This is a genomic window from Streptomyces poonensis (assembly GCF_014650915.1).
Classification (GTDB): Bacteria; Actinomycetota; Actinomycetes; order Streptomycetales; family Streptomycetaceae; genus Streptomyces; species Streptomyces poonensis.
The window spans coordinates 794,508-820,555 of record NZ_BMVW01000001.1 but is presented as its reverse complement, the minus strand read 5'-3'; the positions used below and the strand labels follow the sequence as shown (position 1 = coordinate 820,555).

Annotated in this window: 25 protein-coding genes and 1 pseudogene; 15 read left to right on the top strand and 11 right to left on the bottom strand. The window is 71.3% G+C overall.

Features of this window, described 5'->3' with window-relative positions; translation table 11 throughout:
- Positions 1 to 3: 3 nt before the first annotated feature.
- Positions 4 to 675, bottom strand: a complete 672-nt coding sequence (locus tag IE242_RS03610) for a hypothetical protein (protein ID WP_189855171.1) — start codon at positions 673 to 675, stop codon at positions 4 to 6.
- A gap of 249 nt (positions 676 to 924) precedes the next feature.
- Here IE242_RS03610 and IE242_RS03605 point away from each other — a divergent pair, with 249 nt between their 5' ends.
- The 3 genes from IE242_RS03605 (at position 925) to hutH (ending at position 4,687) form a co-directional block, all read left to right on the top strand.
- Entirely contained in the window at positions 925 to 1,731 is an 807-nt protein-coding gene (locus tag IE242_RS03605) for an enoyl-CoA hydratase/isomerase family protein (RefSeq protein ID WP_189855169.1), read from the top strand.
- Positions 1,732 to 1,857: 126 nt separating this feature from the next.
- Positions 1,858 to 3,018 carry a GGDEF domain-containing protein gene (locus IE242_RS03600; protein ID WP_189855167.1) on the top strand — a complete coding sequence of 387 codons (1,161 nt, stop codon included), beginning with the start codon at positions 1,858 to 1,860 and terminating at the stop codon, positions 3,016 to 3,018.
- 130 nt (positions 3,019 to 3,148) lie between these two features.
- Complete coding sequence (gene hutH / locus IE242_RS03595; RefSeq protein WP_189856370.1) at positions 3,149 to 4,687, top strand: histidine ammonia-lyase; 1,539 nt, start codon at positions 3,149 to 3,151, stop codon at positions 4,685 to 4,687.
- Between the two features lie 51 nt (positions 4,688 to 4,738).
- On the opposite strand, the gene IE242_RS03590 is transcribed toward hutH, so the two are convergent.
- Entirely contained in the window at positions 4,739 to 5,125 is a 387-nt protein-coding gene (locus tag IE242_RS03590) for a hypothetical protein (protein ID WP_189855165.1), read from the bottom strand.
- Positions 5,126 to 5,235: 110 nt separating this feature from the next.
- On the opposite strand from IE242_RS03590, the gene IE242_RS03585 reads away from it, so the two are divergent.
- The 6 genes and pseudogenes from IE242_RS03585 to IE242_RS03560 form a co-directional block, all read left to right on the top strand.
- The gene (locus IE242_RS03585; protein WP_189855163.1) at positions 5,236 to 5,589 is read left to right on the top strand and encodes a hypothetical protein; all 354 of its coding nucleotides are present in this window, start codon (positions 5,236 to 5,238) and stop codon (positions 5,587 to 5,589) included.
- Positions 5,590 to 5,815: 226 nt separating this feature from the next.
- Complete coding sequence (locus tag IE242_RS03580) at positions 5,816 to 7,060, top strand: L,D-transpeptidase (protein WP_189855161.1); 1,245 nt, start codon at positions 5,816 to 5,818, stop codon at positions 7,058 to 7,060.
- 182 nt (positions 7,061 to 7,242) lie between these two features.
- The gene (locus tag IE242_RS03575; protein ID WP_189855159.1) at positions 7,243 to 8,757 is read left to right on the top strand and encodes an ABC transporter permease; all 1,515 of its coding nucleotides are present in this window, start codon (positions 7,243 to 7,245) and stop codon (positions 8,755 to 8,757) included.
- A gap of 87 nt (positions 8,758 to 8,844) precedes the next feature.
- Entirely contained in the window at positions 8,845 to 9,528 is a 684-nt protein-coding gene (locus IE242_RS03570; RefSeq protein WP_189855157.1) for an ABC transporter ATP-binding protein, read from the top strand.
- 218 nt (positions 9,529 to 9,746) lie between these two features.
- On the top strand, positions 9,747 to 13,076 hold the full coding sequence (locus tag IE242_RS03565) for a S8 family peptidase (RefSeq protein ID WP_229858106.1): 3,330 nt from the start codon (positions 9,747 to 9,749) through the stop codon (positions 13,074 to 13,076).
- Between the two features lie 96 nt (positions 13,077 to 13,172).
- A pseudogene (locus IE242_RS03560) lies at positions 13,173 to 13,487 on the top strand (putative quinol monooxygenase); the annotation flags it as partial.
- A 20-nt stretch (positions 13,488 to 13,507) separates the two neighbouring features.
- Here IE242_RS03560 and IE242_RS03555 read toward each other — a convergent pair.
- The gene (locus IE242_RS03555) at positions 13,508 to 14,449 is read right to left on the bottom strand and encodes a helix-turn-helix domain-containing protein (protein WP_189855153.1); all 942 of its coding nucleotides are present in this window, start codon (positions 14,447 to 14,449) and stop codon (positions 13,508 to 13,510) included.
- A gap of 171 nt (positions 14,450 to 14,620) precedes the next feature.
- On the opposite strand from IE242_RS03555, the gene IE242_RS03550 reads away from it, so the two are divergent.
- Positions 14,621 to 15,664 (top strand): NAD(P)-dependent alcohol dehydrogenase, encoded by a 1,044-nt coding sequence (locus IE242_RS03550; protein ID WP_189855151.1) that lies wholly within the window; start codon positions 14,621 to 14,623, stop codon positions 15,662 to 15,664.
- A gap of 255 nt (positions 15,665 to 15,919) precedes the next feature.
- Positions 15,920 to 16,303 carry a VOC family protein gene (locus IE242_RS03545; protein WP_189855149.1) on the top strand — a complete coding sequence of 128 codons (384 nt, stop codon included), beginning with the start codon at positions 15,920 to 15,922 and terminating at the stop codon, positions 16,301 to 16,303.
- Between the two features lie 19 nt (positions 16,304 to 16,322).
- On the opposite strand, the gene msrA (IE242_RS03540) is transcribed toward IE242_RS03545, so the two are convergent.
- The 3 genes from msrA (IE242_RS03540) to IE242_RS03530 form a co-directional block, all read right to left on the bottom strand.
- Complete coding sequence (gene msrA / locus IE242_RS03540; RefSeq protein ID WP_189855147.1) at positions 16,323 to 16,967, bottom strand: peptide-methionine (S)-S-oxide reductase MsrA; 645 nt, start codon at positions 16,965 to 16,967, stop codon at positions 16,323 to 16,325.
- A gap of 139 nt (positions 16,968 to 17,106) precedes the next feature.
- Positions 17,107 to 17,784, bottom strand: a complete 678-nt coding sequence (msrA, locus tag IE242_RS03535) for a peptide-methionine (S)-S-oxide reductase MsrA (protein ID WP_189855145.1) — start codon at positions 17,782 to 17,784, stop codon at positions 17,107 to 17,109.
- A gap of 241 nt (positions 17,785 to 18,025) precedes the next feature.
- On the bottom strand, positions 18,026 to 19,144 hold the full coding sequence (locus IE242_RS03530; protein ID WP_189855143.1) for a hypothetical protein: 1,119 nt from the start codon (positions 19,142 to 19,144) through the stop codon (positions 18,026 to 18,028).
- A gap of 238 nt (positions 19,145 to 19,382) precedes the next feature.
- Between IE242_RS03530 and IE242_RS03525 the strand changes: the two genes are divergently transcribed.
- Positions 19,383 to 20,540, top strand: coding sequence for a cystathionine gamma-synthase (locus tag IE242_RS03525; protein ID WP_189855141.1), 1,158 nt, complete (start codon positions 19,383 to 19,385; stop codon positions 20,538 to 20,540).
- Positions 20,541 to 20,571: 31 nt separating this feature from the next.
- Here IE242_RS03525 and IE242_RS03520 read toward each other — a convergent pair whose 3' ends face one another.
- The 3 genes from IE242_RS03520 to IE242_RS03510 all read right to left on the bottom strand — a co-directional run bounded on the left by IE242_RS03520 (position 20,572) and on the right by IE242_RS03510 (position 22,099).
- A complete protein-coding gene (locus IE242_RS03520; protein ID WP_189855139.1) occupies positions 20,572 to 20,820 on the bottom strand; it encodes a hypothetical protein in 249 nt (82 codons plus the stop codon).
- Positions 20,817 to 21,326 (bottom strand): sigma factor-like helix-turn-helix DNA-binding protein, encoded by a 510-nt coding sequence (locus tag IE242_RS03515; protein WP_189855137.1) that lies wholly within the window; start codon positions 21,324 to 21,326, stop codon positions 20,817 to 20,819. Before IE242_RS03515 ends, IE242_RS03520 begins: the two co-directional genes overlap by 4 nt.
- Positions 21,327 to 21,592: 266 nt before the next feature.
- Entirely contained in the window at positions 21,593 to 22,099 is a 507-nt protein-coding gene (locus IE242_RS03510) for a MarR family winged helix-turn-helix transcriptional regulator (RefSeq protein WP_189856368.1), read from the bottom strand.
- A gap of 162 nt (positions 22,100 to 22,261) precedes the next feature.
- Between IE242_RS03510 and ilvA the strand changes: the two genes are divergently transcribed.
- Positions 22,262 to 23,491, top strand: a complete 1,230-nt coding sequence (ilvA, locus tag IE242_RS03505) for a threonine ammonia-lyase (protein WP_189855135.1) — start codon at positions 22,262 to 22,264, stop codon at positions 23,489 to 23,491.
- Positions 23,492 to 23,625: 134 nt separating this feature from the next.
- On the opposite strand, the gene greA is transcribed toward ilvA, so the two are convergent.
- A complete protein-coding gene (gene greA / locus IE242_RS03500) occupies positions 23,626 to 24,123 on the bottom strand; it encodes a transcription elongation factor GreA (RefSeq protein WP_189855133.1) in 498 nt (165 codons plus the stop codon).
- A 209-nt stretch (positions 24,124 to 24,332) separates the two neighbouring features.
- The gene (locus IE242_RS03495; protein ID WP_189855131.1) at positions 24,333 to 24,731 is read right to left on the bottom strand and encodes a DUF4307 domain-containing protein; all 399 of its coding nucleotides are present in this window, start codon (positions 24,729 to 24,731) and stop codon (positions 24,333 to 24,335) included.
- 192 nt (positions 24,732 to 24,923) lie between these two features.
- Here IE242_RS03495 and mca point away from each other — a divergent pair, with 192 nt between their 5' ends.
- Both mca and IE242_RS03485 read left to right on the top strand, forming a co-directional pair.
- Positions 24,924 to 25,784 (top strand): mycothiol conjugate amidase Mca, encoded by an 861-nt coding sequence (gene mca / locus IE242_RS03490; protein WP_189856365.1) that lies wholly within the window; start codon positions 24,924 to 24,926, stop codon positions 25,782 to 25,784.
- Positions 25,777 to 26,040: a hypothetical protein gene (locus IE242_RS03485; RefSeq protein WP_189855128.1), complete on the top strand. Its 264-nt coding sequence runs from the start codon at positions 25,777 to 25,779 to the stop codon at positions 26,038 to 26,040. Before mca ends, IE242_RS03485 begins: the two co-directional genes overlap by 8 nt.
- Positions 26,041 to 26,048: the final 8 nt, after the last annotated feature.

Sequence of the window (26,048 nt, the reverse complement as noted above, 5' to 3'; positions counted from 1 at the left end):
TACTCAGGACCGCGGCGGGGTGTCCCCGGGGATCGTTCGGTGGGCCGCCGGGCCCAGCTCGACGCACACTCCGACGACCGGCAGACACAGGTCCGGCCGGTCGGGAGCCGGGGCCGGGGCGGGGGCGGTCCCGCCCGGGGCGGGCCGCGGTGCGGTGGGCTCGGTGGCGGCCGGTGGCCGCGCGGGCGCGGTGGGTGCCGTGGCGCCCGGTGCCGGTGAGGCGCCGCCGGAGTCGATGGACGGGGCCGGGACGTCGGCGCCGAGTGACCGGGACGCGGTGCCGGAGGACGTGACCGGCGCGGCCGGGGCCGGAGTCGGGGCCGTACGACGGGCGGGACCGCCGGCGGGGGAGCCCCGGCGCGTGCTCGAGCCGGGGCCGGGACCGGGGTCCGCGGAGTCCGCCGGGGGCGTGGTCTCCGTGTTCGCCGCCACCTGGGGCGCATCGTCCGCGCTTCCGGCGCCACCGACGGCCTTCGGCCCTGCGGCGCCCTCCCCGGCGTCCCCGCCGGGCGTCACGGGCGCCAGCAGCCGCAGGATCCCCAGCGCCCCCGCCGTCAGCGCCAGCCCGCCCAGCGCGATCAGCAGCCGCCGGGGACGGGGCTTGCGGTGCCGGCCGGGACCGGTGCGCGCTGCGCCCGGTGCCTCCGTGCCCGTTCCGGTCGGCATCCACGTCACGGCTCGTTCCCCTCCCTGAGCGCCTCGCGCCCCCGCTGCGCTGTGCGGTGCAGGCTATGAGCCCCAAGGGGGACGGGAGAGAAGTCGGGAAGACTGTCACACGAACGACTGAAGGGCTGAACGGCTCATGGGGGCGGGCGCGGCTGTGCCGCCCGCCCCGCCCCACCGCGGCCCGGGCTTCCCCCGGCCGGACCCGGCTGCGATGATCGGGAGCGCTGGTAGTTAACTCGCGTTAACCGGGAGGGTGTCATGGCGGAACACGCGGACGAGCGGCGGTTCGGGGAGTTCGTCGGCGTACGGCGGCACGGGTACGTCGCGGAGCTCGTCCTCGACCGCCCCAAGGCCATGAACGCGGTCTCGACGGGGATGGCCCGCTCGATCGCCGCGGCCTGCGAGGCCCTGGCCGCCGACCGGGACGCCCGCGTGGTGGTGCTGACCTCCACCCATGAGCGGGCCTTCTGCGTGGGCGCCGACCTGAAGGAACGGAACTCCTTCAGCGACGCCGATCTCGTGCGCCAGCGGCCCGTGGCACGCGCCGCGTACACCGGCGTGCTGGAGCTGCCGATGCCCACGATCGCCGCCGTGCACGGCTTCGCGCTGGGCGGCGGGTTCGAGCTGGCCCTGTCGTGCGACCTGATCGTGGCGGACCGTACGGCGGTGGTCGGGCTGCCCGAGGTGTCCGTGGGGGTGATCCCGGGCGGTGGCGGTACGCAGCTGCTGCCGCGCCGGGTCGGGGCCGCGCGTGCCGCCGAGCTGATCTTCACCGCCCGGCGCCTGGAGGCCGCCGAGGCGGGGGAGCTGGGGCTCGTCGACCGGCTGGTGGACGCGGGGCAGGACCGTACGGAGGCGCTGGCACTGGCCGCCCGGATCGCGGGGAACTCGCCCGTGGGGCTGCGGGCCGCCAAGCGTGCGCTGCGGCTCGGGCACGGGCTCGACCTGCGGGCCGGGCTGGAAGTGGAGGACGCGGCGTGGCGGTCCGTCGCCTTCTCCGGGGACCGCGCGGAGGGCGTCGCGGCGTTCAACGAGAAGCGTGCGCCGGAGTGGCCCGGGGAGTGATCTCGGGTCCGGTCCCGGGTCCGTCCTCCGGCCCCCGGAGGGCCGCCCGGCCGGCCGTCGATGATGCATCGTCCCGATGCATCATCCTGATGCACAAAACACCATAAACATACCTAGTCTGGACTGATGGGTGAGGACGTTCGGCTGCGGGCCGTGGTGGCGCTGGCGCAGGGCATGGCGGCCGCCACCACGCCCCGCGAGTCCTGGCGGGCGGCGGCCGTGGGGGCGTGCCGCGCGCTGGACGGGGGCTTTGCCGCGCTGTCGGTGTGGGAGCGGGAGCGGGGTCGGCTGCGGGTCCTCGTCAATGTGGGGGACAGGGCGCCGGACGAGGAGGAGTTCCCGGACGGGGAGGTCTATCCGGTGCACCAGTTCCCGGAGATCACCGAGTTCCTGCACGACCGCTGGGCGGGCGGGATCGGGCCCAGCGCCTGGGTCGAGACCGCGGAGGGACCGGGCGGGCCCTCCGGCGCGGACGACGGGTACTGCCACCAGCGCGTCGCGGCCCTGCGCCGCCGGGGCCGCGGGTCCTGCGTGGTGGCGCCGGTGGTGCTGCACGGGCGCGCGTGGGGCGAGCTGTACGTCGCGCGCCCGGCCGGGGCGGAGACGTTCCGGGCGGAGGACGCCGAGTTCGCGACCGTGCTGGCGGCCGTCGTCGCGGCCGGCATCGCGCAGACCGAGCAGGTGGAGGAGGCCCGTCAGCTGGCGTTCACGGACGCGCTGACCGGGCTCGCCAACCGCCGCGCGGTCGACGTCCGGCTCGGCGAGGCGATCGAGCGGCACCGTGTCGACGGGACGGTGGTGAGCCTGGTGGTCTGCGACATGAACGGGCTGAAGTGGGTCAACGACACCCACGGCCACGCGGCGGGCGACCGGCTGCTGGAACGGTTCGGCTCGGTGCTCTCGCTGTGCGGCGCGATGCTGCCGGGCACGCTGGCGGCGCGGCTCGGCGGGGACGAGTTCTGTCTGCTGGCGGTGGGCCCGCCGGCGGACGACGTGGTGAAGGCGGCGGACGAGCTCTGCCGCCGCGCGGCCGGCCTGGAGCTGGGTGAGGGCGTCGCCTGCGGGGTGGCGTCCACCCAGGACCCCATCGGCGCCGTGCCGTCGGCGCGCCGGCTGTTCCGGCTCGCGGACGCGGCGCAGTACCGCGCGAAGGCCGAACGCTCGCCGAAGCCGGTGGTGGCGGGGCGGCAGGGCCCGGACGACCCGGTGGTGCGCCTCGCCGACCGCCCCGCGGACGGGCCCTCGCCCACGGGGGAGCGGCGCCGCATCCGGGGACGCAGACCGTGAGGCGGGAGGTGACGCGAGGGGCGACGCGAAGGGCGACGCGAAGGGTAAGGACCCCGCCCGATGATCGGTCGTGACATTCGGCGATTCAGTACCTACGATCCTGAATATGGATATGCACACTGGGGACACGGTGGACACGGTGGTACTCGGGACGTCCGGGATCACCGCGGACGACGTCGTGGCCGTGGCGCGTGGCGGCGCCCGGGTCGAACTCGCCGACGAGGCGGTGGCGGCCCTGACCGCCGCCCGCGAGATCGTGGAGGCGCTGGCGGCCAAGCCGGATCCGGTCTACGGCGTCTCGACCGGCTTCGGTGCCCTCGCCACCCGGCACATCGGCCATGAGCTGCGCACACAGCTCCAGCGCAACATCGTGCGCTCGCACGCCGCCGGCATGGGCCCGCGCGTCGAGCGCGAGGTGGTCCGCGCGCTGATGTTCCTGCGCCTGAAGACCGTCTGTTCGGGCCACACGGGGGTGCGCCCGGAGGTCGCCCGGACCATGGCCGCCGTACTGAACGCGGGCATCACCCCGGTCGTCCACGAGTACGGCTCGCTGGGCTGCTCCGGCGACCTCGCGCCCCTCTCCCACTGCGCGCTGACCCTGATGGGCGAGGGCGAGGCGGAGGGCCCCGACGGCGTCGTCCGCCCGGCGGGCGAGCTGCTGGCCGCCCACGGCATCACTCCCGTCGAACTCCGCGAGAAGGAGGGGCTCGCCCTCCTCAACGGCACCGACGGCATGCTCGGCATGCTGCTCATGGCCCTCGCCGACCTCGACCTGCTGTACAAGTCGGCGGACGTCACGGCGGCCCTGACCCTGGAGGCCCTGCTCGGCACGGACCGGGTGCTCGCCCCCGAACTGCACGCGATCCGCCCGCACCCCGGCCAGGCCGCCTCCGCCGCCAACATGCTGGCGGTGCTGAAGGGGTCGGGCCTGACCGGTCACCATCAGGACGACGCGCCCCGCGTGCAGGACGCGTACTCGGTGCGCTGTGCCCCGCAGGTCGCGGGCGCCGGCCGGGACACGGTCGCCCACGCGCGCGTGGTGGCCGAGCGGGAGCTCGCGGCGGCGGTGGACAACCCGGTGGTCCTGCCGGACGGGCGCGTCGAGTCCAACGGGAACTTCCACGGCGCCCCGGTCGCGTACGTCCTCGACTTCCTCGCCGTCGCGGCCGCCGACCTCGCGTCCATCGCGGAGCGCCGTACGGACCGGCTCCTCGACAAGAACCGCAGCCACGGGCTGCCGCCGTTCCTCGCCGACGACCCGGGCGTCGACTCCGGGCTGATGATCGCCCAGTACACGCAGGCGGCCCTGGTGAGCGAGATGAAGCGGCTCGCGGTGCCCGCCTCCGCCGACTCCATCCCCTCCTCGGCCATGCAGGAGGACCACGTGTCGATGGGCTGGTCCGCGGCGCGCAAGCTGCGGACGGCGGTCGACGCCCTGGCCCGGGTCCTCGCCGTCGAGCTCTACGCGGCCGCGCGCGCGATCGAACTGCGCGAGGGTCTGACCCCGGCCCCGGCCACCCGGGCGGTCGTCAAGGCCCTCCGCGAGGCCGGCGTCGGCGGCCCGGGACCGGACCGCTTCCTCGCCCCCGACCTGGCGGCGGCGGACACCTTCGTCCGGCAGGGGCGTCTGGTGGCGGCGGTGGAGACGGTGACGGGACCGTTGGCCTGACGCCTGACGCCTGACGCCTGACGCCTGACGCCTGACGCCTGACAGTCGAGGTCAGGAGAGTGCCGTGCGCTCCCGGCGTACCGAGTACGCCACGAAGCCCGCGCCCAGGCTCAGGAAGAGGGTGCCGCCGACGATGTACGGGGTGGAGTCGAAGCTTCCGGTGTCGGCGAGCCGGGTGTGCGCGGTGGCCACTCCCGTGGCGTTCGCTCCTGTGGAGTCAGCGGAGCCCATGGAGTCAGCGGAGCCCGTGGATCCCGAGGGGTCCGCGGGCTGCGCGTCCTGGGACGTGACCGTACCGCTCGTTGACTGCTGAACCGGGTCGTCCTGTGTGGCGTTCGCGGACGGGACGAACCACAGGGCCGCGAGGAGCGTTCCGGCGGCGGTGGCGGTCAGCAGTCCGCGGCGGGCGGTGGACGACGGTCGGCGTGCGGCGGACACGAAATATCGATCCCCTTGTGGCGCTGGCGAATTGGCCGTGGGAAACGATGCTAGTGAAAGGCGCGGGTCGTGGGAAAGTCGGGCGCCCGGTCCGCCGTACGCTCCCGGGTATGAGCACTTCTGAGACACCACGGTTCGTCCGGATTCGCGTCGACTTGGTGGTCGAGGTCGACGACGCGGACGCCGTCACCCGGGCCGCGCTGCGGCGGATCGAGGACGACCCCGATATGTCGCCGGACGAGCGGGTACACGCCAACGGTGCGGTGACGGAGGACACGGCTGAGGCCCTCGCGTATCTGGTCGATCCGTTCGGCCTGGTCGGCGAGGTGCCCGGGACGGAGCTGGCCCAGGCCTCCTGGAGCAGTGAGCGGATCGAGTACGACCCCGATTCGCCCGACTGGGACCTCGACGAGGATGATGACGACGAGGACGACGAGGACGACGGGGAACGCGGTTACGAATGAGGCGTGGCGGAAAAGATTCACAGCCCCGGGCGGCAACCATGCCCGGGGTTCCGTCGTCTCATCAGGCGCACTGACCACCTGGGGACCGCGGTGCGGTTGTGTCCGCCGAGCGTGGCGTGGACCACATATCCGCCTGATGTGGAACGGGATGAACCGGTCGTGGCGTTGAGGTTCGTATGGGGATTCCCAGGATTTCGGGGAATTGGCAACGATGGAGAAGCGTGTGATGACGAACGGTAAGCGGCGCAGGGGCCTGGCGGTCGCGTCCGCTCTGCTCGGCGGAGTGCTGGTGCTCTCCGCGTGCAGCGAGGGCGGCGAGAACGCGTCGGCCGACAGCGGCGACTCACAGGCCAAGGTCGACGAGGCCGCGGCCCAGAAGGCTTCCGTGGCCGACATCGAGATCACGCCCAAGGACGGCTCGAACAACGCCTCCATCAACAACTCCGCCAAGGTCGCCGTGAGCAAGGGCACGCTCACGAAGGTCGCCATGACGACCGCCGACGGAACCGCCGTCGAGGGCGAGATATCCGCCGACAAGAAGAGCTGGGCGCCCACCGGTCAGCTCGAGCGGTCCACCACCTACAAGGTCAGCGCGACCGCCGAGGACTCCGAGGGCCGTGCCGCCCACGAGAACGCCTCCTTCACGACGGTCTCCCCGGACAACAGCTTCATCGGGAACTTCACGCCCGAGGACGGTTCCACGGTCGGCGTGGGCATGCCCGTCTCGATCAACTTCGACAAGGCCATCACCAACAAGGCCGACGTGCAGAAGGGCATCACCGTCTCCTCCAGCTCCGGTCAGGAGGTCGTCGGCCACTGGTTCAACGCCAACCGGCTCGACTTCCGGCCCGAGGACTACTGGAAGGAGAACTCGACCGTCACGCTGAAGCTGGCGCTGGACGGCGTCGAGGGCGCCGAGGGCGTCTACGGCGTGCAGCAGAAGACGGTCACCTTCAAGATCGGGCGCAACCAGGTCTCGGTCGTCGACGCCCAGACCAAGCAGATGAAGGTCACGCAGAACGGGAAGACGGTCAAGACCATCCCGATCTCGGCCGGCTCGCCGGACAACAAGACCTACGAAGGCCAGATGGTGATCTCCGAGAAGTTCAAGGAGACCCGGATGAACGGCGCGACGGTCGGCTTCACCGACGACGACGGCAAGGGCGAGTACGACATCAAGGACGTGCCGCACGCCATGCGCCTGTCGACCTCCGGCACCTTCATCCACGGCAACTACTGGGGCGCCAAGTCGATCTTCGGCAGTGTGAACACGAGCCACGGCTGCGTCGGCCTGTCGGACACGAAGGGCGCGAACGACCCGAACACCGCGGGCGCCTGGTTCTACAACAACTCGATGATCGGTGACGTCGTGGTCGTGAAGAACACCGGCGACGAGACCATCAAGCCCGACAACGGCCTCAACGGCTGGAACCTCAGCTGGGCCGACTGGAAGGCGGGCTCCGCGGTCTGACCGGACGACCGGATCCGCCCCGCCACCTCCTCCTCGTACAGCGGCGCCGCCCTCCATGGGCGGCGCCGCTGCCGTTTGCCCGCGGTGGGCCGCTGTCCGCCGCCGAGCCGCGTCACAGGCTTCTCATGGTCCTCTTATCCCGGGCTTATGCCTTCATCACGGTGCGTCCCTAACTTGCGGCCATGTTCTTCACCTACCTGAGGCGCGAACTGCGCCGCCGCAGGAAGGCGGCCCTCGTCGTCGCCTCCGGGCTCGCTCTGGGCATCGCCCTCGTCATCGTGGTCAGTTCCGTGTCCTCGGGCATGGAGAAGGCCCAGGGCAAGGTCCTCGAATCGTTGTACGGACTCGGCACCGACATGACCGTCACCAAGGCGGCCGAGGCCCCGTCCGAGTCCGGCTCCGGCTCCGGCGAGAACGGCGGCCGGGGGCCCCGGTTCCAGTTCGACGCCCAGGAGGGCGACTCCGACGAGGAGCAGAGCAGCGACCGTGTGATGGTGCAGGGCTTCCAGACCCTGTCCACGGACACGGTGACCAAGGTCGGCGAGCAGCAGGGCGTCGCGAACGCCGTCGGCGGGCTCAGCCTCCAGGTCATCAAGGTGAGCGGCGAGTTCACGCCGGGTCAGTTCCAGCAGAACCAGCAGGGCGGCAACGGCGGCGGGCAGGGCATGCCCGGCGGCACCGGGTCCGGCGGCGGTCAGTCCGAGGGCCAGGTCCAGGGCGGCGGCGCCGACTTCGAGGTGAACAACTACTCGGTCTACGGCACCGATGTCACCGAGCCCGAGCTCGGCCCGCTGACCTCCTCGAAGATCACCAGCGGCCGTACCTTCAAGTCCTCCGAGACGAACGCCAAGGTCGTCGTCGCCGACAAGTCCTACGCCAAGGAGAAGGAGCTCTCCGTCGGCGACAAGGTCACCATCAAGGGCACCAAGTTCGAGGTCATCGGCATCGCGACGCCCGACAGCGGGGACGCGGCGGCCAACCTCTACATCCCGCTGAAGCAGGCGCAGACCCTCAGCGACTCCAAGAACAAGGTCACGACGATCTACGTCAAGGCCTCTGACTCGCAGCAGATCGACACGGTCAAGTCGGCCATCCAGAAGAACATCTCGGGCACGACGGTCACCACCTCCGCCGACCTCGCCGACACCGTGTCCGGCTCCCTGTCCACCGCCTCCGGCCTCGCCTCCAACGTGGGCAAGTGGCTCTCGATCGCCGTGCTGGTGGCCGCCTTCCTGGTGGCGGGCCTGCTCACCTCGTCGGCCGTCTCCCGCCGCGTACGGGAGTTCGGCACCCTCAAGGCGCTGGGCTGGAAGTCCGGCCGGGTGACCCGGCAGGTCGTCGGCGAGGCCGTCGTCAACGGTCTGGTCGGCGGTGCCCTCGGTATCGCGATCGGCCTCGTGGGCGCGTACGTCGTCACCGCGATCAGCCCCACCCTGGAGGCGGAGCTGGGCGTTTCCGGCGGCGGTGCGGGCGGTCAGGGCGGCCCGGGCGGTGGTGGTCCCGGCGGCATGGGCGGCGGCATGCGGCAGCAGGCGGCCGCGGAGACCCTCAAGGTCGCGCTCACCGCTCCGGTCAGCCTCTCCACCATCGCCGTCGCGGTCGGGCTCGCCGTCGCCGGCGGTCTCATCGCGGGCGCCTTCGGCGGCTGGCGCGCCACCCGGCTGCGCCCCGCCGACGCCCTGCGCCGCGTCGAGTAGCCGGCGCCCGTACGGGGCCGTGCGACGCGCTCGGCCTCGTACGGCCCCGAGCGGCCAACCCCCTCACCGCATCCCAGGAGTTGCACCATGTACGTACTCAGCGGCGTCACCAAGCGCTACACACGGGGCAAGGAGACCGTCCACGCGCTCGACGGCGTCGACCTCACCATCGCCCACGGGGACCGCGTCGTCATCCAGGGCCCGACCGGCGGCGGCAAGTCCACCCTGCTGCAGATGCTCGGCGGCCTCGACAAGCCCACCCAGGGCAGTGTCGAACTCGACGGCACGGACCTCGCGAAGCTGTCCGAGGCGAAGCTCACCCAGGTGCGCAGCGAGAAGATCGGCTTCGTCTTCCAGAGCTTCAACCTCATCCCGACGCTCACCGCCCAGGAGAACGTCGAGACCGCCCTCGTACCGCTGGGTGTGAAGACCGCCGAGCGGCGCGAACGGGCCGCCGAGGCACTGAGGTCGGTCGGCCTCGGCGAGCGGCTGGGGCATCTGCCGTCGGAGATGTCCGGCGGCCAGCAGCAGCGCGTCGCGATCGCCCGCGCGCTGGTGAAGCAGCCGAAGGTGCTGCTCGCCGACGAACCCACCGGCAACCTCGACGAGTCCACGCGCGACGAGATCATGGATGTGCTGGAGGGCCTGTGGAAGGAGCACGGGCTCACTTTCGTGATGGTCACCCACGACTCGTCGCTGGCGAAAAAGGCGCCGCGCCTCGTGACCATCCGCAAGGGGAAGATCACGGTCAAGGAGAACGCGGGCGCGTGAGCTGGCCCCTGCCAGGCGGCGATTCGGTCAATTCCGAACGGTTGCGTAGCTAATCAGTCAACTCTTCACACACGTCCCACTATTGAGCACACGTACAGCCCCCCGGCATACTGCATGTACCGGGGGGTGTACGCACGCGCGTGCGGGGATTCCCCCGGCCGGAGGAACGAACGCGTTCCTCCGGACTTCATCTCCAGGGGGAGAACTTGCGCAGACAAGTGAACAGAGCATGCGCGGCCTCGATAGCCACCGCGGCCGCCGTGGCGCTGACGGCGGGTCTGACCAGCCCGGCGTCGGCGGGAACCCAGCTCGCGAGCGGGGCCGGCACGACCGGCTCCAGCGCGGCCGGGTCGTCCGTCGCCAAGAACCGCATCACCCTGATCACGGGTGACCGGGTCGTCGTCGACGGAAAGGGCCGCCCGCTCGGTGTGGAGCGGGCGAAGGGCCGGGAGGGCATACCCTTCCAGATACGCAAAGCCGACGGCCACACCCTTGTGGTGCCCGCCGACGCGGCCCGACTGATCGCCACCGGCAAGCTCGACCAGCGGCTGTTCGACATCACGGTGCTGAACAAGTCCGTGACCCGCAAGGCCCAGAAGAAGGGCCTGAAGGTGATCGTCGGCTACAAGGGAGCCGCCACCGGGGCCCGCGAGGACGTCCGTGACGCCGGTGAGACCCAGGTCCGCCGCACCTTCAAGAACCTGAACGCGGACGCGGTCCAGACCCCGAAGGCCGACGCGCACGAGCTGTGGAACGCGGTGACCGACACCGACGGCACCACCGCCTCCGGCATCGCGGGCATCTGGCTCGACGGCGTCCGCAAGGTGAGCCTCGACAAGTCCGTGCCGCAGATCGGCGCGCCCACGGCGTGGGCGGCCGGCTACGACGGCAAGGGCGTCAAGATCGCCGTCCTGGACACCGGTGTCGACGCGACCCACGCCGACCTCAAGGACCAGGTCGTCGCGGAGAAGAACTTCTCCGCTGCCAAGGGCACGAACGACGCCTTCGGCCACGGCACGCACGTCGCCTCCATCGCGGCGGGCACGGGCGCCAAGTCGGGCGGCAAGTACAAGGGCGTCGCCCCGGGCGCGCAGATCCTCAACGGCAAGGTCCTCGACGACTCCGGCTACGGTGAGGACTCCGGCATCCTCGCGGGCATGGAGTGGGCCGCCGCGCAGGGCGCCGACGTGGTGAACCTCAGCCTGGGCGGCCTCGACACACCGGAGATCGACCCGCTCGAGGCGCAGATCAACAAGCTCTCCGCCGAGAAGGGCATCCTCTTCGCGGTCGCCGCCGGCAACGAGGGCGAGTTCGGTGAGCAGACCGTCGGCTCCCCGGGCAGCGCGGCCGCGGCGCTCACGGTCGGCGCCGTCGACGACAACGACAAGCTCGCGGACTTCTCCAGCCGCGGTCCCGGCGCGGACGGCCAGATCAAGCCCGACGTGACGGCGCCGGGTGTGGCCATCACCGCGGCCTCCGCCAAGGGCAGCGTCATCGCGCAGGAGGTCGGCGAGAACCCGGCCGGCTATGTGACGATCGACGGCACGTCGATGGCGACCCCGCATGTGGCGGGCGCGGCGGCGATCCTCAAGCAGCAGCACCCGGACTGGACGTACGCCGAGCTCAAGGGCGCCCTCACGGCGTCCACCAAGGGCGGCGCGTACACCCCGTTCCAGCAGGGCACCGGACGCGTCCAGGTGGACAAGGCGCTCGAGCAGACGGTGATCGCCGACCCGGTGTCGGTGAGCTTCGGCACCCAGCAGTGGCCGCACACCGACGACACCCCGGTCACCAAGGCGGTGACGTACCGCAACCTCGGCAAGGAGGACGTCACCCTCACGCTGTCGGCCGCGGGCACGGGTCCCAAGGGCGAGGCGGCTCCCGCCGGGTTCTTCACGCTCGGCGCCGACACGGTGACGGTCCCGGCGGGCGGTACCGCCTCCGTCGACCTGACCGTGAACACCAAGCTGGGCGGCACCCTGGACGGCGCGTACTCCGCGTACGTGACCGCCACCGGCGGCGGCCAGACCGTGCGCACCGCGGCCGCCGTGCAGCGCGAGGTGGAGTCGTACGACGTCACCTTCAAGACCATCGGCAGGGACGGCAAGCCGGCGGCTCTCCACGAGACCACGCTGAACGGCTACACGAACCTCGGCAAGGACCGCTACTACAGCGTCCCGGTCAACGCCTCCGGTACGGCGACCCTGCGGCTGCCCAAGGGCACGTACCTGCTGGACTCCTGGATCCTCAAGGACATCGAGACCTTCAAGGGCGGCATCGACTGGCTGGTCCAGCCGAAGCTGGCCGTCACGAAGAACACCACGGTGACGCTGGACGCCCGCAAGACCAAGGCGGCCGACATCACGGTGCCGGACAAGAAGGCCAAGCAGGTCTCCGCGACCATCGACTACCTCTACGACGCCGCGAGCGTCGGCATTACCGTCGGCCTCGACACCTGGGCCAACGTGCGCATGGCCCACCTCGGCCCGGAGGCGAGCGGCCTCCAGCAGACGTGGAGCGGCCAGTGGACGAAGGGCGGCTCCGCCGAGTACGACGTGGCCACCACCGCCAAGGTCAAGAAGATCGTGCCGAACAAGGTCCGCCACTTCAAGGCGAGCGAGCTCGCCACGGTGCGCAACGACCTCGCGTCCGGGGTGGCGGGCAAGACCGGCGGCCTCAGCGTCGTCGGCGTCCTTCCCGAGAACGCCGTCTTCGGCTCCGCCGTGGAGCAGAAGCTGCGGAGCTCGCGCACGCTGTACCTCTCGACGTCCGACAAGATCCAGTGGACGTTCGACTTCACGCAGTACTCGGGCAAGAAGGACGACCAGGGCTTCCCGATCCCCGAGGCCTACTACTCGCTCGGTGACCCGCAGACCTTCAAGGCGGGCAAGAAGTACACGAAGACCTTCAACAAGGCGGTCTTCGGCCCGGCGCTGAGCGCGGACGACGGTATCTTCCGTGAGGGCGACTCCCTCTACGGCTCGCTGCCGCTGTTCGCCGACAGCAGCAGGAACTGGGGCTCGTCCGACTTCACGTCGGTCAGCACGTCCCTCTACCGCAACGGCAAGAAGATCGGCACCAACAAGGACCCGCTGTTCGGCGCGGAGTTCACGGTTCCGTCCGGGGACGCCGCATACAAGCTGACCACGTCGGTCAAGCGCAGTTCCAAGATCGCCGCGGCCTCCACCCGCGTCGACGCGAGCTGGACGTTCCGCTCCAAGAAGTCCAGCGCCGACTTCGTGCAGCTGCCGGCCTCCGTGGCCCGCTTCAGCCCGTCGCTCGACAACACCAACCGCGCGACGGCCAAGAAGAAGGTCACCGTCCCGGTCACCGTCCAGGGCACGGCCGCGGGCAAGAACCTGAAGTCGCTGTCGGTGTACGTGTCGTACGACGGCGGCAAGAAGTGGACCAAGCTCACCGTCAAGAGCGGCAAGGTCACCTACACGAACCCGGCCAAGGGCAAGGCGATCTCGTACCGCGCCAAGATCACCGACAAGAAGGGCAACGAGTCGGTGGTCTCGATCTACAACGCGTACTACGGGAAGTGAGCCCCGGCTCGCCGAGCCGGCTCACTGAGCACTGACGCGCGGGACGGCCCGCCGGAGATTCTTTCTCCGGCGGGCCGTCCATGTTGGTATGGGCATATGACCGTGCGAACCGTGGAGTACATCCGCTACCGGATCCCCGAGGAGCAGTCGGCGGAGTTCCTGGCCGCCTACGCCAGGGCCGCGACCCACCTGGCGGCGGCGCCGCAGTGCGTCGACTACGAACTGGCCCGCTGCGAGGAGGACTTCGAGCACTTCGTCCTGCGCGTCACCTGGACGTCGACCGAGGACCATCTGGAAGGGTTCCGGGGGTCGGAGCTGTCCGAGGACTTCCTGGCCGCGGTGCGGCCGTACGCGGGGAACATCCAGGAGATGCGGCACTACAAGCCGACCGTGGTGCGGGGCACGGGCGCCGGCGGTCTGTGAGGGCGGGCTCACACCTCCTTGGGCTCCTGCCGGAGGCGGTGCGCGTCCGTGCCCCAGCTGGCCAGCAGGCGCAGCGCCTCCGCCGACGGGGAACCCGGCTCCGCGTGGTACGTGACCAGCGACTGCTCGGTGTCGTCCGGCAGCCGGAACGTCTCGAAGGAGAGCGTCAGCTCGCCGACCAGCGGATGGTGCAGGCGCTTCACCCCGTGGCTCTTCTCCTTGACGTCATGGGTGGCCCACAGCCGGCGGAACTCCGCGCTCTTCACCGACAGCTCGCCGACCAGCGCGGACAGCCGCGGGTCGTCGGGGTGGCAGCCCGCGTCCATGCGCAGGTGGGCCACCACGTCGGCGGCCTTGGAGTCCCACGTCACGAACAGCTCGCGGTACTCGGGCAGGAGGAACACCATCCGGGCCCAGTTCCGCTCCTGCGGCGGCAGCTCCGCCCAGTCGCCGAAGAGGGCCGCCGCCATCCGGTTCCACGCGAGGACGTCCGAGCGCCGCCCAACGACGTACGCGGGAATCCCCTCCATGCCGTCCAGGAGCTGCCGCAGCGCGCCGCGCACCTGCTGTGTGCGGGCGGACATCTTCTTCTTGTGCGCCTTGGGCTTCGCCAGGTGGACGAGGTGGGCGTGCTCCGCGTCGGTCAGCCGCAGGGCGCGCGCGATGGAGCCGAGCACCTCCGCGGACACATTGCGCCCGTTGCCCTGCTCCAGCCGCGTGTAGTACGCCACCGAGACGCCCGCGAGCTGTGCCAGCTCCTCGCGGCGCAGACCGGGCACCCGGCGGTGCCGCCCGTAGTCCGGCAGCCCGACGTCCTCCGGCTTCAGCCGGGCCCGCCGGGTGCGCAGGAACTCGCTGAGCTCGGCCCGGCGGTCCAGGGCCCCTCCGGCGGCACCCGCGGTTTCCCCGGCCACCTCGGCGCCTTGTACGGATTCGGGCTGTCTGTCCATGTGTCCAGTATCCCTGGTCGTACGCACCGGAGCCTGACCCCGCCAGTAGTAGGACCAGCAGACGTACGCAAAGCCGTGACCTGGGCGTATGTGATGCGGCGAGGCAGCATGGAGAGCGTGCCCGGCCGGAAGGCAGGCCGGGCTCAGGACGACTCCAGGAGAACCCCAGGAATGAGCACCACTGTCGCCGCCTACGCGGCCCCCTCCGCGAAGGCCCCCCTCGAGCGCACCACCATCGAGCGCCGCGCGGTCGGGGAGCACGACGTCCTGATCGAGATCAAGTTCGCCGGCATCTGCCACTCGGACATCCACATGGCCACCGCGGGCTGGGGCGAGGCGATCTTCCCGATGGTCCCGGGACACGAGATCGCCGGTGTCGTCACCGAGGTCGGCTCCGGTGTCACCAAGTTCCAGGTCGGCGACCACGCGGGCGTCGGCTGCATGGTCGACTCCTGCCGCGAGTGCGACAACTGCAAGGCCGGACTGGAGCAGTACTGCGCCCAGGGCAACGTGCAGACGTACGGCGCCGTCGGCAAGGACGGCGAGGTGACCTACGGCGGCTACTCCACGCACATCGTCGTCGACGAGAACTTCGCCCTCCGTATCCCGGACGGGCTGTCCCTCGATGTCGCCGCGCCGCTGCTGTGCGCCGGCATCACCACGTACTCGCCGCTGAAGCACTGGAACGCCGGTCCCGGCAAGAAGGTCGCCGTCCTCGGCATGGGCGGACTCGGCCACATGGGCGTCAAGATCGCGCACGCGCTCGGCGCCGAGGTGACGGTGCTGTCGCAGTCGCTGCGCAAGAAGGACGACGGCCTGAAGCTGGGCGCCGACCACTACTACGCCACCAGCGACCCGGAGACCTTCGAGAAGCTGCGCGGCTCCTTCGACATCATCCTGTCGACGGTGTCGGCTCCGCTGGACTTCGGGGCGTACCTGGCCCTGCTGAAGACGGACGGCGCGCTGGTGAACGTGGGCGCCCCCGAGGAGCCCATCTCGCTCAACCTCTTCTCGGTGATCGGCGGCCGCAAGACCCTCGCCGGATCCATGATCGGCGGCATCGCGGAGACCCAGGAGATGCTGGACTTCTGCGCGGAGCACGGCCTCGGTGCCGAGATCGAGCTGATCGCCGCCTCCGAGATCAACGAGGCGTACGAGCGGGTGCTGAAGAGCGACGTGCGGTACCGCTTCGTGATCGACACGGCGACCATCTGAGCCGATCCGGCCGGGACCGGTGACCGGGGACCGGGGCCGCGACGGCTCAGGCCCCCGGCCGCCGGTCCCCGGTCGTAGGTCGCAGGCCCGGGGAAGAGGCGGCCGAAGGGCCGATGGCGCGCCGGGGAACGGCTGCATAGCGTGGGTCATGTCCCCAACGCCTTGCGGGGATTGGCGCCGGACAGCGGTCAAGGATCAAGGATCAAGGATCACGGACCGATGAGTCGGCCTCGTCGCGTGAAGAGAGGACTCGACATGACCATCGAGCTGAACCACACGATCGTCGCCGCCCGTGACAAGAAGGCGTCCGCCCGGTTCCTCGCCGACATCCTGGGGCTGGAGGTCAGCCCGCAGTACGGCCCGTTCGTCCCGGTGCAGATCCCCAACGGGGTGACGCTCGACTACGCGGAGACGTCCGACCCCATCACCGCCCAGCACTACGCCTTCCTGGTCTCGGAGGAGGAGTTCGACGAGATCTTCGGCCGGATCGAGGAGGCGGGCCTGACGTACTGGGCCGACCCCGGCCACCGCAAGGAGATGGAGATCAACCGGAACGACGGCGGCCGGGGCGCCTACTTCGAGGACCCGAACGGCCACAACCTGGAGATCCTGACCCGTCCGTACGGCAGCGGTTCCTGACAGCCGTACCCCCGGGGCACTAAGGCAGGGTCACTCCCGTGCCGCCGAGTCCGCAGTACCCGGCGGGGTACCGGTGCAGGTACTGCTGATGACGGTCCCGCGCCGGATAGAAGGGGTGCCGTCCGGCGTCGAGGACCTCGGTCGTGATCTTCCCGTACCCGGCGTCGGACAGGGCCTCCTGGTACCGCTCCCGCGTCCGCTCGGCGGCGTCCCGCTGGGCGGGGGAGCGGGTGAAGAGGAGCGACCGGACATGGGTGCCGACGTCGTTGCCCTGCCGGAAGCCCTGCGTCGGGTCGTGCCCCTCCCAGAAGACCCGGAGCAGCCGCTCGTACGGCACGACCGCCGGATCGAAGACGACCCGCACGGTCTCGGCGTGTCCCGTCAGCCCGGTCCGTACCTCGTCGTCGACGGGGTACGGGGTGAAGCCGCCCTGGAACCCGGTCACGGTCGTCCACACCCCGACGGTCTGCCAGAACCTCCGCTCGGCCCCCCAGAAACACCCGAGCGCGAACTCCGCGACCTCGTACGTCTCCGGATAGGGGCCCAGCAGCGGATTCCCGAGCGCGGCATGCCGCTCGGGCACCTCGTACGCGAGCGCGTCCCGCCCCTTCGGTGCCTCGTCGGCCGTCGGCATCCGCAGTTCCCCGCCCCACCCGAACACCATCAGGCCCCCTCGCTCCCACGGCCGCCGCGGTTCCGCACGGTCTCTTCCGACCATGCCATCACCGACGCCCCGTGCGCCACGGGGCGTCGGCGTCGGGGGAGGTCCGTACGCGACGTGCGCGGACCGGCCGTCCAGCGCTTCAGCCGTCGCCGCGGACCGGCGCCACGCCGATCGGGCAGGACACACCGGTGCCGCCCAGGCCGCAGTACCCGTCGGGGTTCTTGGCGTCGGAGAGGTACTGCTGGTGGTACTCCTCCGCCGGGTAGAACGTGCGGCCCTCCGCCGGGAGGATCTCCGTGGTGATCGTGCCGTGGCCGGAGCGCGTCAGGACCTTCTGGTAGGCCTCGCGGGAGGCCCGGGCCGCGGTGGCCTGGGCAGCGGAGTGGGTGTAGATCGCGGAGCGGTACTGCGTGCCGACGTCGTTGCCCTGGCGGAAGCCCTGCGTGGGGTCGTGGGACTCCCAGAAGACTCGCAGCAGTTCCTCGTACGGGATCACCTCGGGGTCGTACACCACCCGCACCGCCTCGGTGTGGCCCGTCAGGCCCGAGCAGACCTCCTCGTACGCGGGGTTCTCGGTGTAGCCGCCCTGGTAGCCGACCAGGGTCGTGTGCACACCGGCCGGCAGCTGCCAGAACTTGCGCTCGGCACCCCAGAAACAGCCCAGGCCGAAGTCGGCGGTCTCCAGGCCCTCGGGGTAGGGGCCGAGCAGCGGGGTGCCGAGGACCGTGTGGTGCTCGGGGACCGTGTAGGCCGGCTCCGGGCGGCCCTTCAGCGCCTGCTCGGGGCTGGGCAGGACGGGCGTACGGCCGAACAGCATGTCGCGGGCTCCTTCGTCGTCTCCTCGCCGACCCCGTGGGGTCGCGGGGACGGCAACCGGAGAACGCGCCGGGGACGCACGGCATTCCGGCCCGGTGCTACGTCCGGGCCGCCGTCACGTTCGCCGGGCTCGCGTCGCGCATCCGGCAGAACTCCGCCACAGGGACGTGGCATCGGTACATGCTCGGGCGCGGAGTGTCGCCCACCCGTGGGTGGGGCCGCAAGGCGCGACCGGCCCGCGCTCAGCGCAGCAGCGTCGCCGGGCTGCCGCCGTTCGCCTCGTACCCCGCCACCGCGAGCGCCCGGTATATCGCGTAGTCCGCGGCCGGGTCGGGATCGAGGATCCACGGCAGGGCGCCCACATGGCCGTCGACGTGGACCAGCTGGGTCATCGCCTCGGCCCAGCGCTCGCCCCGGACCAGGAAGAACACCAGGAGATGGCGGACATGGGCCAGCATCGGGTCGTCGGGACGGGCCGCGTGGACCGCGAAGAGGGCGCCGTGGACCGCCTTCGTGACGACCTCGCTCTGGTAGAAACCCCGGACCAGATTGACCTCGGGCAGGTGCTCGAACACCGCGAAGAGGGGCATGGCCGCGAGGAGGGAGCCCTTGGGCGCGCGGGCCGCGGCCGCCTCCGCGAACGCGTACGCCGTCTGCCGCGAACCGTGCCACTTCTCGCACCAGTAGTGCAGCGCGGCCAGATGCGCGCCCATGTGGGCCGGCGCACGGTCCAGGATCTTCAGCCAGAGCTGATCGAACTCCTGCTGGGAGTAGCCGAGTCCGCGCGCCACCGACAGCTCGACGATGTACGGGACCGGGTCGCCCGGCGCCAGCAGCGCGGCGTCGCCGCAGGCCGCCCTGGCCTCCTCCATGATGATCCGGAACTCGTCCGTGCCCGGCGTCGCCGTCCGCCACGCCTGCTGCACCAGGAACTCCGCGTGCACCGCCGCACCGCCCGCGTCCTTGGGCGCCTCGGCCCGCCACACCCGCAGCCACTGCCCGCCGGGGGTGTCGCTCACCCCGCCGGGGCGCTGCTGGAGCTCCAGCGACGCGGCGCCGGCGAAGGCCTGCACCCGCTGCCAGCGGCGCTCGCCCTCCGCCTCGGTGCCCTGGAGCAGCTGCGCGGCGGCGCGGTAGTCCTGGGTGCGCTGCACCAGGTCCAGGACGTCGAGGAGGTCCTGGTCGGGGCCGGGCATACGGATGTCCAGCTGCTCCTGCCGCACGAAGCCGTAGTCCGCCGGGTCCGCGGCGTCCGGATGCCCCGGCGTCACCTGCTGGATTCCGGCACGCCTGCGCGACACGATCAGGTTGACCGCGTAGCCGATCATCAGTGCGGCGATCAGGACCCAGAGAATCTCCATGCCTCAAGCGAACCAGAAGGGTCCGACAATTGGCCAACCCGGCCGGGTCACGGCTCGGTAGCCGGCCCGGACCCGGCGGCGAATACCCGTCACGGTGACCACCCCTCCCGCTTCTGACCACGGGAGGGACACGTTCCCGTGCCGGCCGGTCACCGGGAGCGGCGTGTTCCGGCCGACCGGCCGCGGCCGGCCCTTCCCTTCCCCCGGCGGCCCGTCCGGCGCACTACGCTCGGTGCCCATGAGCGACAGGCACATCAGTCAGCATTTCGAGACCCTCGCGATCCACGCGGGCAACACCGCGGATCCCCTCACCGGCGCGGTCGTCCCGCCGATCTACCAGGTCTCGACCTACAAGCAGGACGGCGTCGGCGGCCTGCGCGGCGGCTACGAGTACAGCCGCAGCGCGAACCCGACCAGGACCGCCCTGGAGGAGAACCTCGCGGCCCTCGAGGGCGGCTGCCGCGGCCTCGCGTTCGCGTCCGGACTGGCCGCCGAGGACTGCCTGTTGCGTACGCTGCTCCGCCCCGGTGACCACGTGGTCATCCCCAACGACGCGTACGGCGGCACGTTCCGGCTCTTCGCGAAGGTCGTCTCGCGGTGGGGCGTGGAGTGGTCGGTCGCCGACTCGAGCGATCCCGCGGCCGTACGAGCCGCCCTCACCCCGAAGACCAAGGTCATCTGGGTGGAGACCCCGTCCAACCCGCTCCTCGGCATCACCGACATCGCCGCCGTCGCCCAGGTCGCCCGTGAGGCCGGCGCGAAGCTGGTCGTCGACAACACCTTCGCCACGCCCTACCTCCAGCAGCCCCTCGCCCTCGGCGCCGATGTCGTCGTGCACTCGCTGACCAAGTACATGGGCGGCCACTCGGACGTCGTCGGCGGCGCGCTCGTCGTGAGCGACCAGAAGCTGGGCGAGGAGCTCGCGTACCACCAGAACGCGATGGGCGCGGTCGCCGGGCCCTTCGACTCCTGGCTGGTGCTGCGCGGCACCAAGACCCTCGCCGTCCGTATGGACCGGCACAGCGAGAACGCCACGAAGGTCGCCGACATGCTCACCCGGCACGCGCGCGTGACGAGCGTCCTCTACCCGGGCCTCCCCGACCACCCGGGACACGAGGTCGCGGCCAAGCAGATGAGGGCGTTCGGCGGCATGGTCTCCTTCCGGGTCGAGGGCGGCGAGGAGGCGGCCGTCGAGGTCTGCAACCGCGCCAAGGTCTTCACGCTCGGTGAGTCCCTCGGCGGTGTGGAGTCCCTGATCGAGCACCCCGGCCGGATGACGCACGCGTCCGCGGCCGGTTCGGCGCTCGAGGTGCCGGCCGACCTCGTCCGTCTCTCGGTGGGCATCGAGAACGTCGACGATCTCCTCGAGGACCTCCAGCAGGCCCTCGGCCGGTAACCCGCTCACCCGGGCACGGCGCGGCAGGTGATCACCAGCCGGTCAGCGGCGGCGTCGTGTCCGACGGGGGCTGCACCCACGGGCGCGCCATCGACGCCCACACGACGAACGCGACCGCCGCCGTCAGCAGCACCAGCCACAGCAGGCGGCGGGCCGCGGTCCTGCGGCGCAGGATGCGCCCGCCGCGCCGCACCACGTCCCCGTACAGCCCGGGCGGCACCCGCGGCGGCGCCCCCTCCAGGAGGTGCCGGACGGCGGCCTCCCGCCCGCGCAGGCTCATGACCGCGTCACCTCCGTCTCCACGGCCTCCGTCCCCAGGGCCGCGGGCGCCCGTCCGCGTGCCGGACGCAGCAGGTTGGTCATGGCACGCGCGCAGATCGCCCGGACGCGTTCGGCGGACAGCCCGAGCAGGGCCGCCGTCTGCTCCTCGGCCACGCCCTCGAACAGCCTCAGGACCAGCACCAGCCGCTCCTGCGGGGTGAGCGCCGCCAGCACGCTCCCGGAGGAGGCCCGGGACCGGCCGCGCCCGGGCCACGTCCCGCGCGCGAAGCGCAGGGCCAGCTCCCGGCGCGTCCGGTCGTACGGGTCCTCGCCGCGCAGCCGGTCCCAGGAGGCGTACGTATGGGCGAGGGCCAGCGTCAGCAGGCGCCGCGCGCGCGGGTTGTCGTCCGGCGGTTCCGCGGTGAGCAGGGTGGCGGCATGGAGCAGCCGCCCGGCCGCGCCCGCGACGAACGCCTCGAACTCCCGGGCCCGGCGAACACCCTGCGACGTCTGCCGTCCTCGCACCGCGCCTCCCGTCCGGGGGCACCCCGACGGCGACGGGCCCCGATCTCATATGAGGCCAGGAGCGGCCGCACGGTCAAGAGCCGCGCAGCACACGCGTGCGAAGGGCGGCCGTTCGCCCCGCGCGCGTGGTCACTCACCGCTCGCGACAGGTGTGCGCGCCGTGATCCCGCACCACACGAGCGAGCGACAGGCGCGGCGGCCCCGTCCATGGACGGCGCGTGGACGGCGCGGCCGTCCGCGGCCGTGACGCGGCCGGAACCGTTCCCTCAGGAAGCCGTCTCCGACTCGGCCACCGGGACCCCCGGGACGGCCATGCGGGCGGAGAGCGCGCCGTTGAAGCGGGTCAGGAGCGCACAGAACATCTCGCGCTCCCCCGGCGCCCAGTCCCGCGTCAGCTCCGCCATCAACTGGCGCCGCGAGTCCCGTACTTCGTCCAGGCGGGACACCCCGCGCGGGGACAGCTGGAGCACCACCGCGCGCCCGTCCTCCGGGTGGGAGGTGCGCTTGACCAGGCCGGTGTCGACGAGCGGGGCCACCTGCCGGGTCACCGTGGAGGAGTCGATGCCCATGCTGGCGGCGAGTGCCTTGACGCCCATCGGGCCTTCTTTGTCGAGGCGGTTGAGCAGCAGGTACGCGGCGCGGTCCATGGAGTTGCGCACCTGCCCGACACCGCCGAGCCGGGTCTGTTCGGCACGGCGTGCGAACACCGCGACCTCGTGCTGCAGCGTGTCGAGAAGACCGGTGTCACCGACGGTCGTCATGTCCATCGACATGTCAGGTGGTGTGGGCATGGCCGGGGGCTCACTTCATGCGTGGGTGCTGGGTTGGGGGACAGAGTACGCGGCGGACAGCCGGGTCGTACCGACGCTGCGCAAACCGGTCGCGACCCGTGCTCCCGCCGCGGCGGCACAGTGTGAACTGCGAGACTGGTGGTCATGAGCTACAGCACAGCTGACTCCTTGCCGCGCGTGACGCTCGACGACGTCCGCGGTGCCCAGAAGATGCTCTCGGGCATCGCGCGGGTCACCGCCATGGAGAGCAGCAGGCATCTGTCGCAGCTGATCGGCGCTCCGGTGCACCTCAAGTGCGAGAACCTCCAGCGGACCGGTTCGTTCAAGCTCCGCGGCGCCTATGTGCGCATCGCGGGCCTGCTGCCCGAGGAGCGTGCCGCCGGGGTCGTCGCCGCGAGCGCGGGCAACCACGCGCAGGGCGTCGCCCTCGCCTCCGCGCTGCTCGGCGTGCACGCCACCGTCTTCATGCCGAAGGGCGCCCCGCTGCCCAAGATCAGCGCCACCCGCGACTACGGCGCCGAGGTGCGCCTGCACGGCGTGGTCGTCGACGAGACGCTGGCCGCCGCTCAGGAGTACGCGGCCGCGACGGGCGCGGTGTTCATCCACCCCTTCGACCACCCGGACGTCATCACGGGCCAGGGCACGCTCGGCCTGGAGATCCTGGAGCAGTGCCCCGAGGTGCGCACGATCGTCGTGGGGATCGGCGGCGGCGGGCTGGCCGCGGGCATCGCGGTCGCCGTGAAGACACTGCGCCCGGACGTCCGGATCATCGGGGTGCAGGCGGAGGGCGCGGCGGCGTACCCGCCGTCGCTGGCGGCCGGGCGCCCGGTGTCCGTCGAGGGTCCGGCGACGATGGCGGACGGCATCAAGGTCGGGCGGCCGGGCGACGTGCCGTTCGGGATCATCGGCGAGCTGGTCGACGAGGTCCGCACGGTCTCGGAGGACGCGCTGTCCGCCGCCCTGCTGCTCTGCCTGGAGCGGGCCAAACTGGTGGTCGAGCCGGCCGGGGCGAGCCCGGTCGCCGCCCTGCTGAGCGCGCCGGACAGCTTCACGGGACCGGTGGTCGCGGTGCTGTCCGGCGGCAACGTCGACCCGGTGCTGATGGAGCGCGTCCTGCGGCACGGCATGGCGGCGCAGGGCCGCTACCTGGCCGTCCGGCTGCGCCTGACCGACCGGCCGGGCGCCCTCGCCACGCTGCTGGGGGTGCTGTCGGCGGTCGACGCCAACGTCCTCGACGTGAGCCACGTACGGACCGACCCCCGGCTCGGGCTCACGGAGGCCGAGGTCGAGCTGCACCTGGAGACGAAGGGCCCGGAACACTGCGCCGAGGTCGGCCGCGCCCTGCGCGAGGCGGGGTACACGGTCATGGACTGACCGCCGGCCGTGGACGCGGGCGGACATGACGACGCCCCCGGGCGCCGGGAGGGCGTCAGGGGGCGTCGTCGAGGTCGGTTCGCGGGCCGGGAGCCGGTGCGGCGCCGACCGGTCCGCACGGGGCGAGCGGCGGCTCAGCCCTGGTAGGGCTCGGCCTTGAGGACCTTCACCGAGGCCGTCCTGCCGTTCGGGAGCTCGTAGCGGGCGTCCTCGCCGACCTTCTTACCGATCACGCCCTTGCCGAGCGGGGACTGCGGCGAGTAGGTCTCGACGTCGGAGCTCGCGTACTCGCGGGAGGCGAGCAGGAAGGTGAGGGTGTCGTCCTCGTCACCGTCGAAGGCGATGGTCACGACCATGCCGGGCGCCACGGCACCGTCGGCGGCGGGGGCCTCGCCGACCTTCGCGGTCTCCAGGAGCTGGGTGAGCTGGCGCACGCGGAGCTCCTGCTTGCCCTGCTCCTCCTTGGCCGCGTGGTACCCGCCGTTCTCGCGCAGGTCGCCCTCCTCGCGCGCCGCGGCGATCTTCGCGGAGATCTCCGTGCGTGCGGGACCAGTAAGGTACTCAAGCTCGTCCTTGAGCTTGTTGTACGCCTCCTGGGTCAGCCAGGTGACGTTCTCGCTGGTCTGGGTCACAGGTGCTCCTCGTAGGTACTTGGCATACAAATCATCGCCCTACCCAGAAGAATGGTCCTTCACGAGTGGGCGAAACCACGAGCCTAACAATTCAGTGGCCGTAGGGGGAGGACATAAGCGACGGAAATCACGTCAACGCTGGTCAGCCCGGAAGACACGCCAGGTCGCGGGGATGACCCGGCCGCTCGCGGCGGCCGCGGGGCGCCGGTTCAGCCGGCGTGGCAGCCCATCAGTTCGGCCGTGGTGCCGGGGGCCGTCGTGCGGAGCGTGACGACCTCGTCGATGCGGGTGGCGTCCCCGTCGAAGCGGAAGTCGGCGCGGCCGACCTCCTTGCCCGTCTCGTCCTGCGAGCGGAGCGTGCAGTAACCGTCCACGTCCGCGTCCTTGCGGACCTCGAGGTGCGCCTCGACCGAGCGGTCCGAGAGCTCGAACTTGATCACTTCGGCGCTGATCCTGCTGCCGGCGACGTAGTGATAGCCGAACCAGGCGACGAGGACGACCAGGGCCGCGCCCAGCACGGCACCGGCGATCTTGAGAGTGCGGTCCGCCCGCGCGTCGGCGGAGCGGCCGTACCGGCCCTCGGGCAGCTGCGTGCTCGCCGTACTCATGATCGTCCTCCCGGAAAGCTCGGATGAAACCACCGAAAAGGCCCCGGAGGGTCCGGCCCGGAAATTTTTCACCCGCCGATTCGGTCACTATAGAAGCCGCCCGACACCCCGGTTCACACCGGGCCGAGTCACCGAGATCCGGCCGGGCGCCGATCGACCGAGGATGGAGTCTTGACTGACCAGCTGCGACTGATGGCCGTGCACGCTCACCCCGACGACGAGTCGAGCAAGGGCGCGGCCACCATGGCGAAGTATGTGTCCGAGGGGGTGGACGTGCTGGTCGTGACCTGCACGGGCGGGGAACGCGGTTCCATCCTCAATCCCAAGCTGCAGGGCGACAAGTACATCGAGGAGCACATCCACGAAGTACGCAAGAAGGAGATGGACGAGGCACGCGAGATCCTCGGGATCAAGCAGGAGTGGCTCGGGTTCGTCGACTCCGGGCTGCCCGAGGGCGACCCGCTGCCGCCGCTCCCCGAGGGCTGCTTCGCCCTGGAGGACGTCGACAAGGCGGCGGGGGAGCTGGTGAAGCAGATCCGCTCGTTCCGCCCGCAGGTGATCACCACCTACGACGAGAACGGCGGCTACCCGCACCCCGACCACATCATGACCCACAAGATCACGATGGTGGCGTTCGAGGGCGCGGCGGACACCGCGAAGTACCCCGAGGCGGAGTACGGCCCCGCGTACCAGCCGCAGAAGCTCTACTACAACCAGGGCTTCAACCGTCAGCGCACCGAGGCGCTGCACCAGGCGATGGTGGACCGCGGCCTCGAGTCGCCGTACGGGGAGTGGCTCAAGCGCTGGGACGAGTCGGGCCACAAGGACCGCACCCTGACCACGCACGTGCCCTGCGCGGACTTCTACGAGATCCGGGACAAGGCGCTGATCGCGCACGCCACGCAGATCGACCCCGACGGCGGCTGGTTCCGGGTTCCGCTGGAGCTCCAGAAGGAGGTCTGGCCTACGGAGGAGTACGAGCTCGCGAAGTCCCTCGTGGACACCTCCCTCCCCGAGGACGACCTGTTCGCGGGCATCCGCGACAATGTCTGATATGAGCGCAAGCGCAAGCCTGGCAATGACGCACCTGGTCCCCCTCGCGGCCGAGGTCGACGAGGACAAGGTGACCCCCGGCGTCCTCGGCTTCATCGTGTTCGCGGTGATGGCCCTGGCGGTGTGGGGGCTGATGAAGTCCCTGAACAAGCACATGGGCAGGGTGGACTTCAAGGAGGCGGACGACGGGTCGGCCGCTTCCTCGGCGTCCTCGGCGTCCGAGACCGGTGGGAAGGCCACCCCCGCCAAGGGCTGACGGGCTGA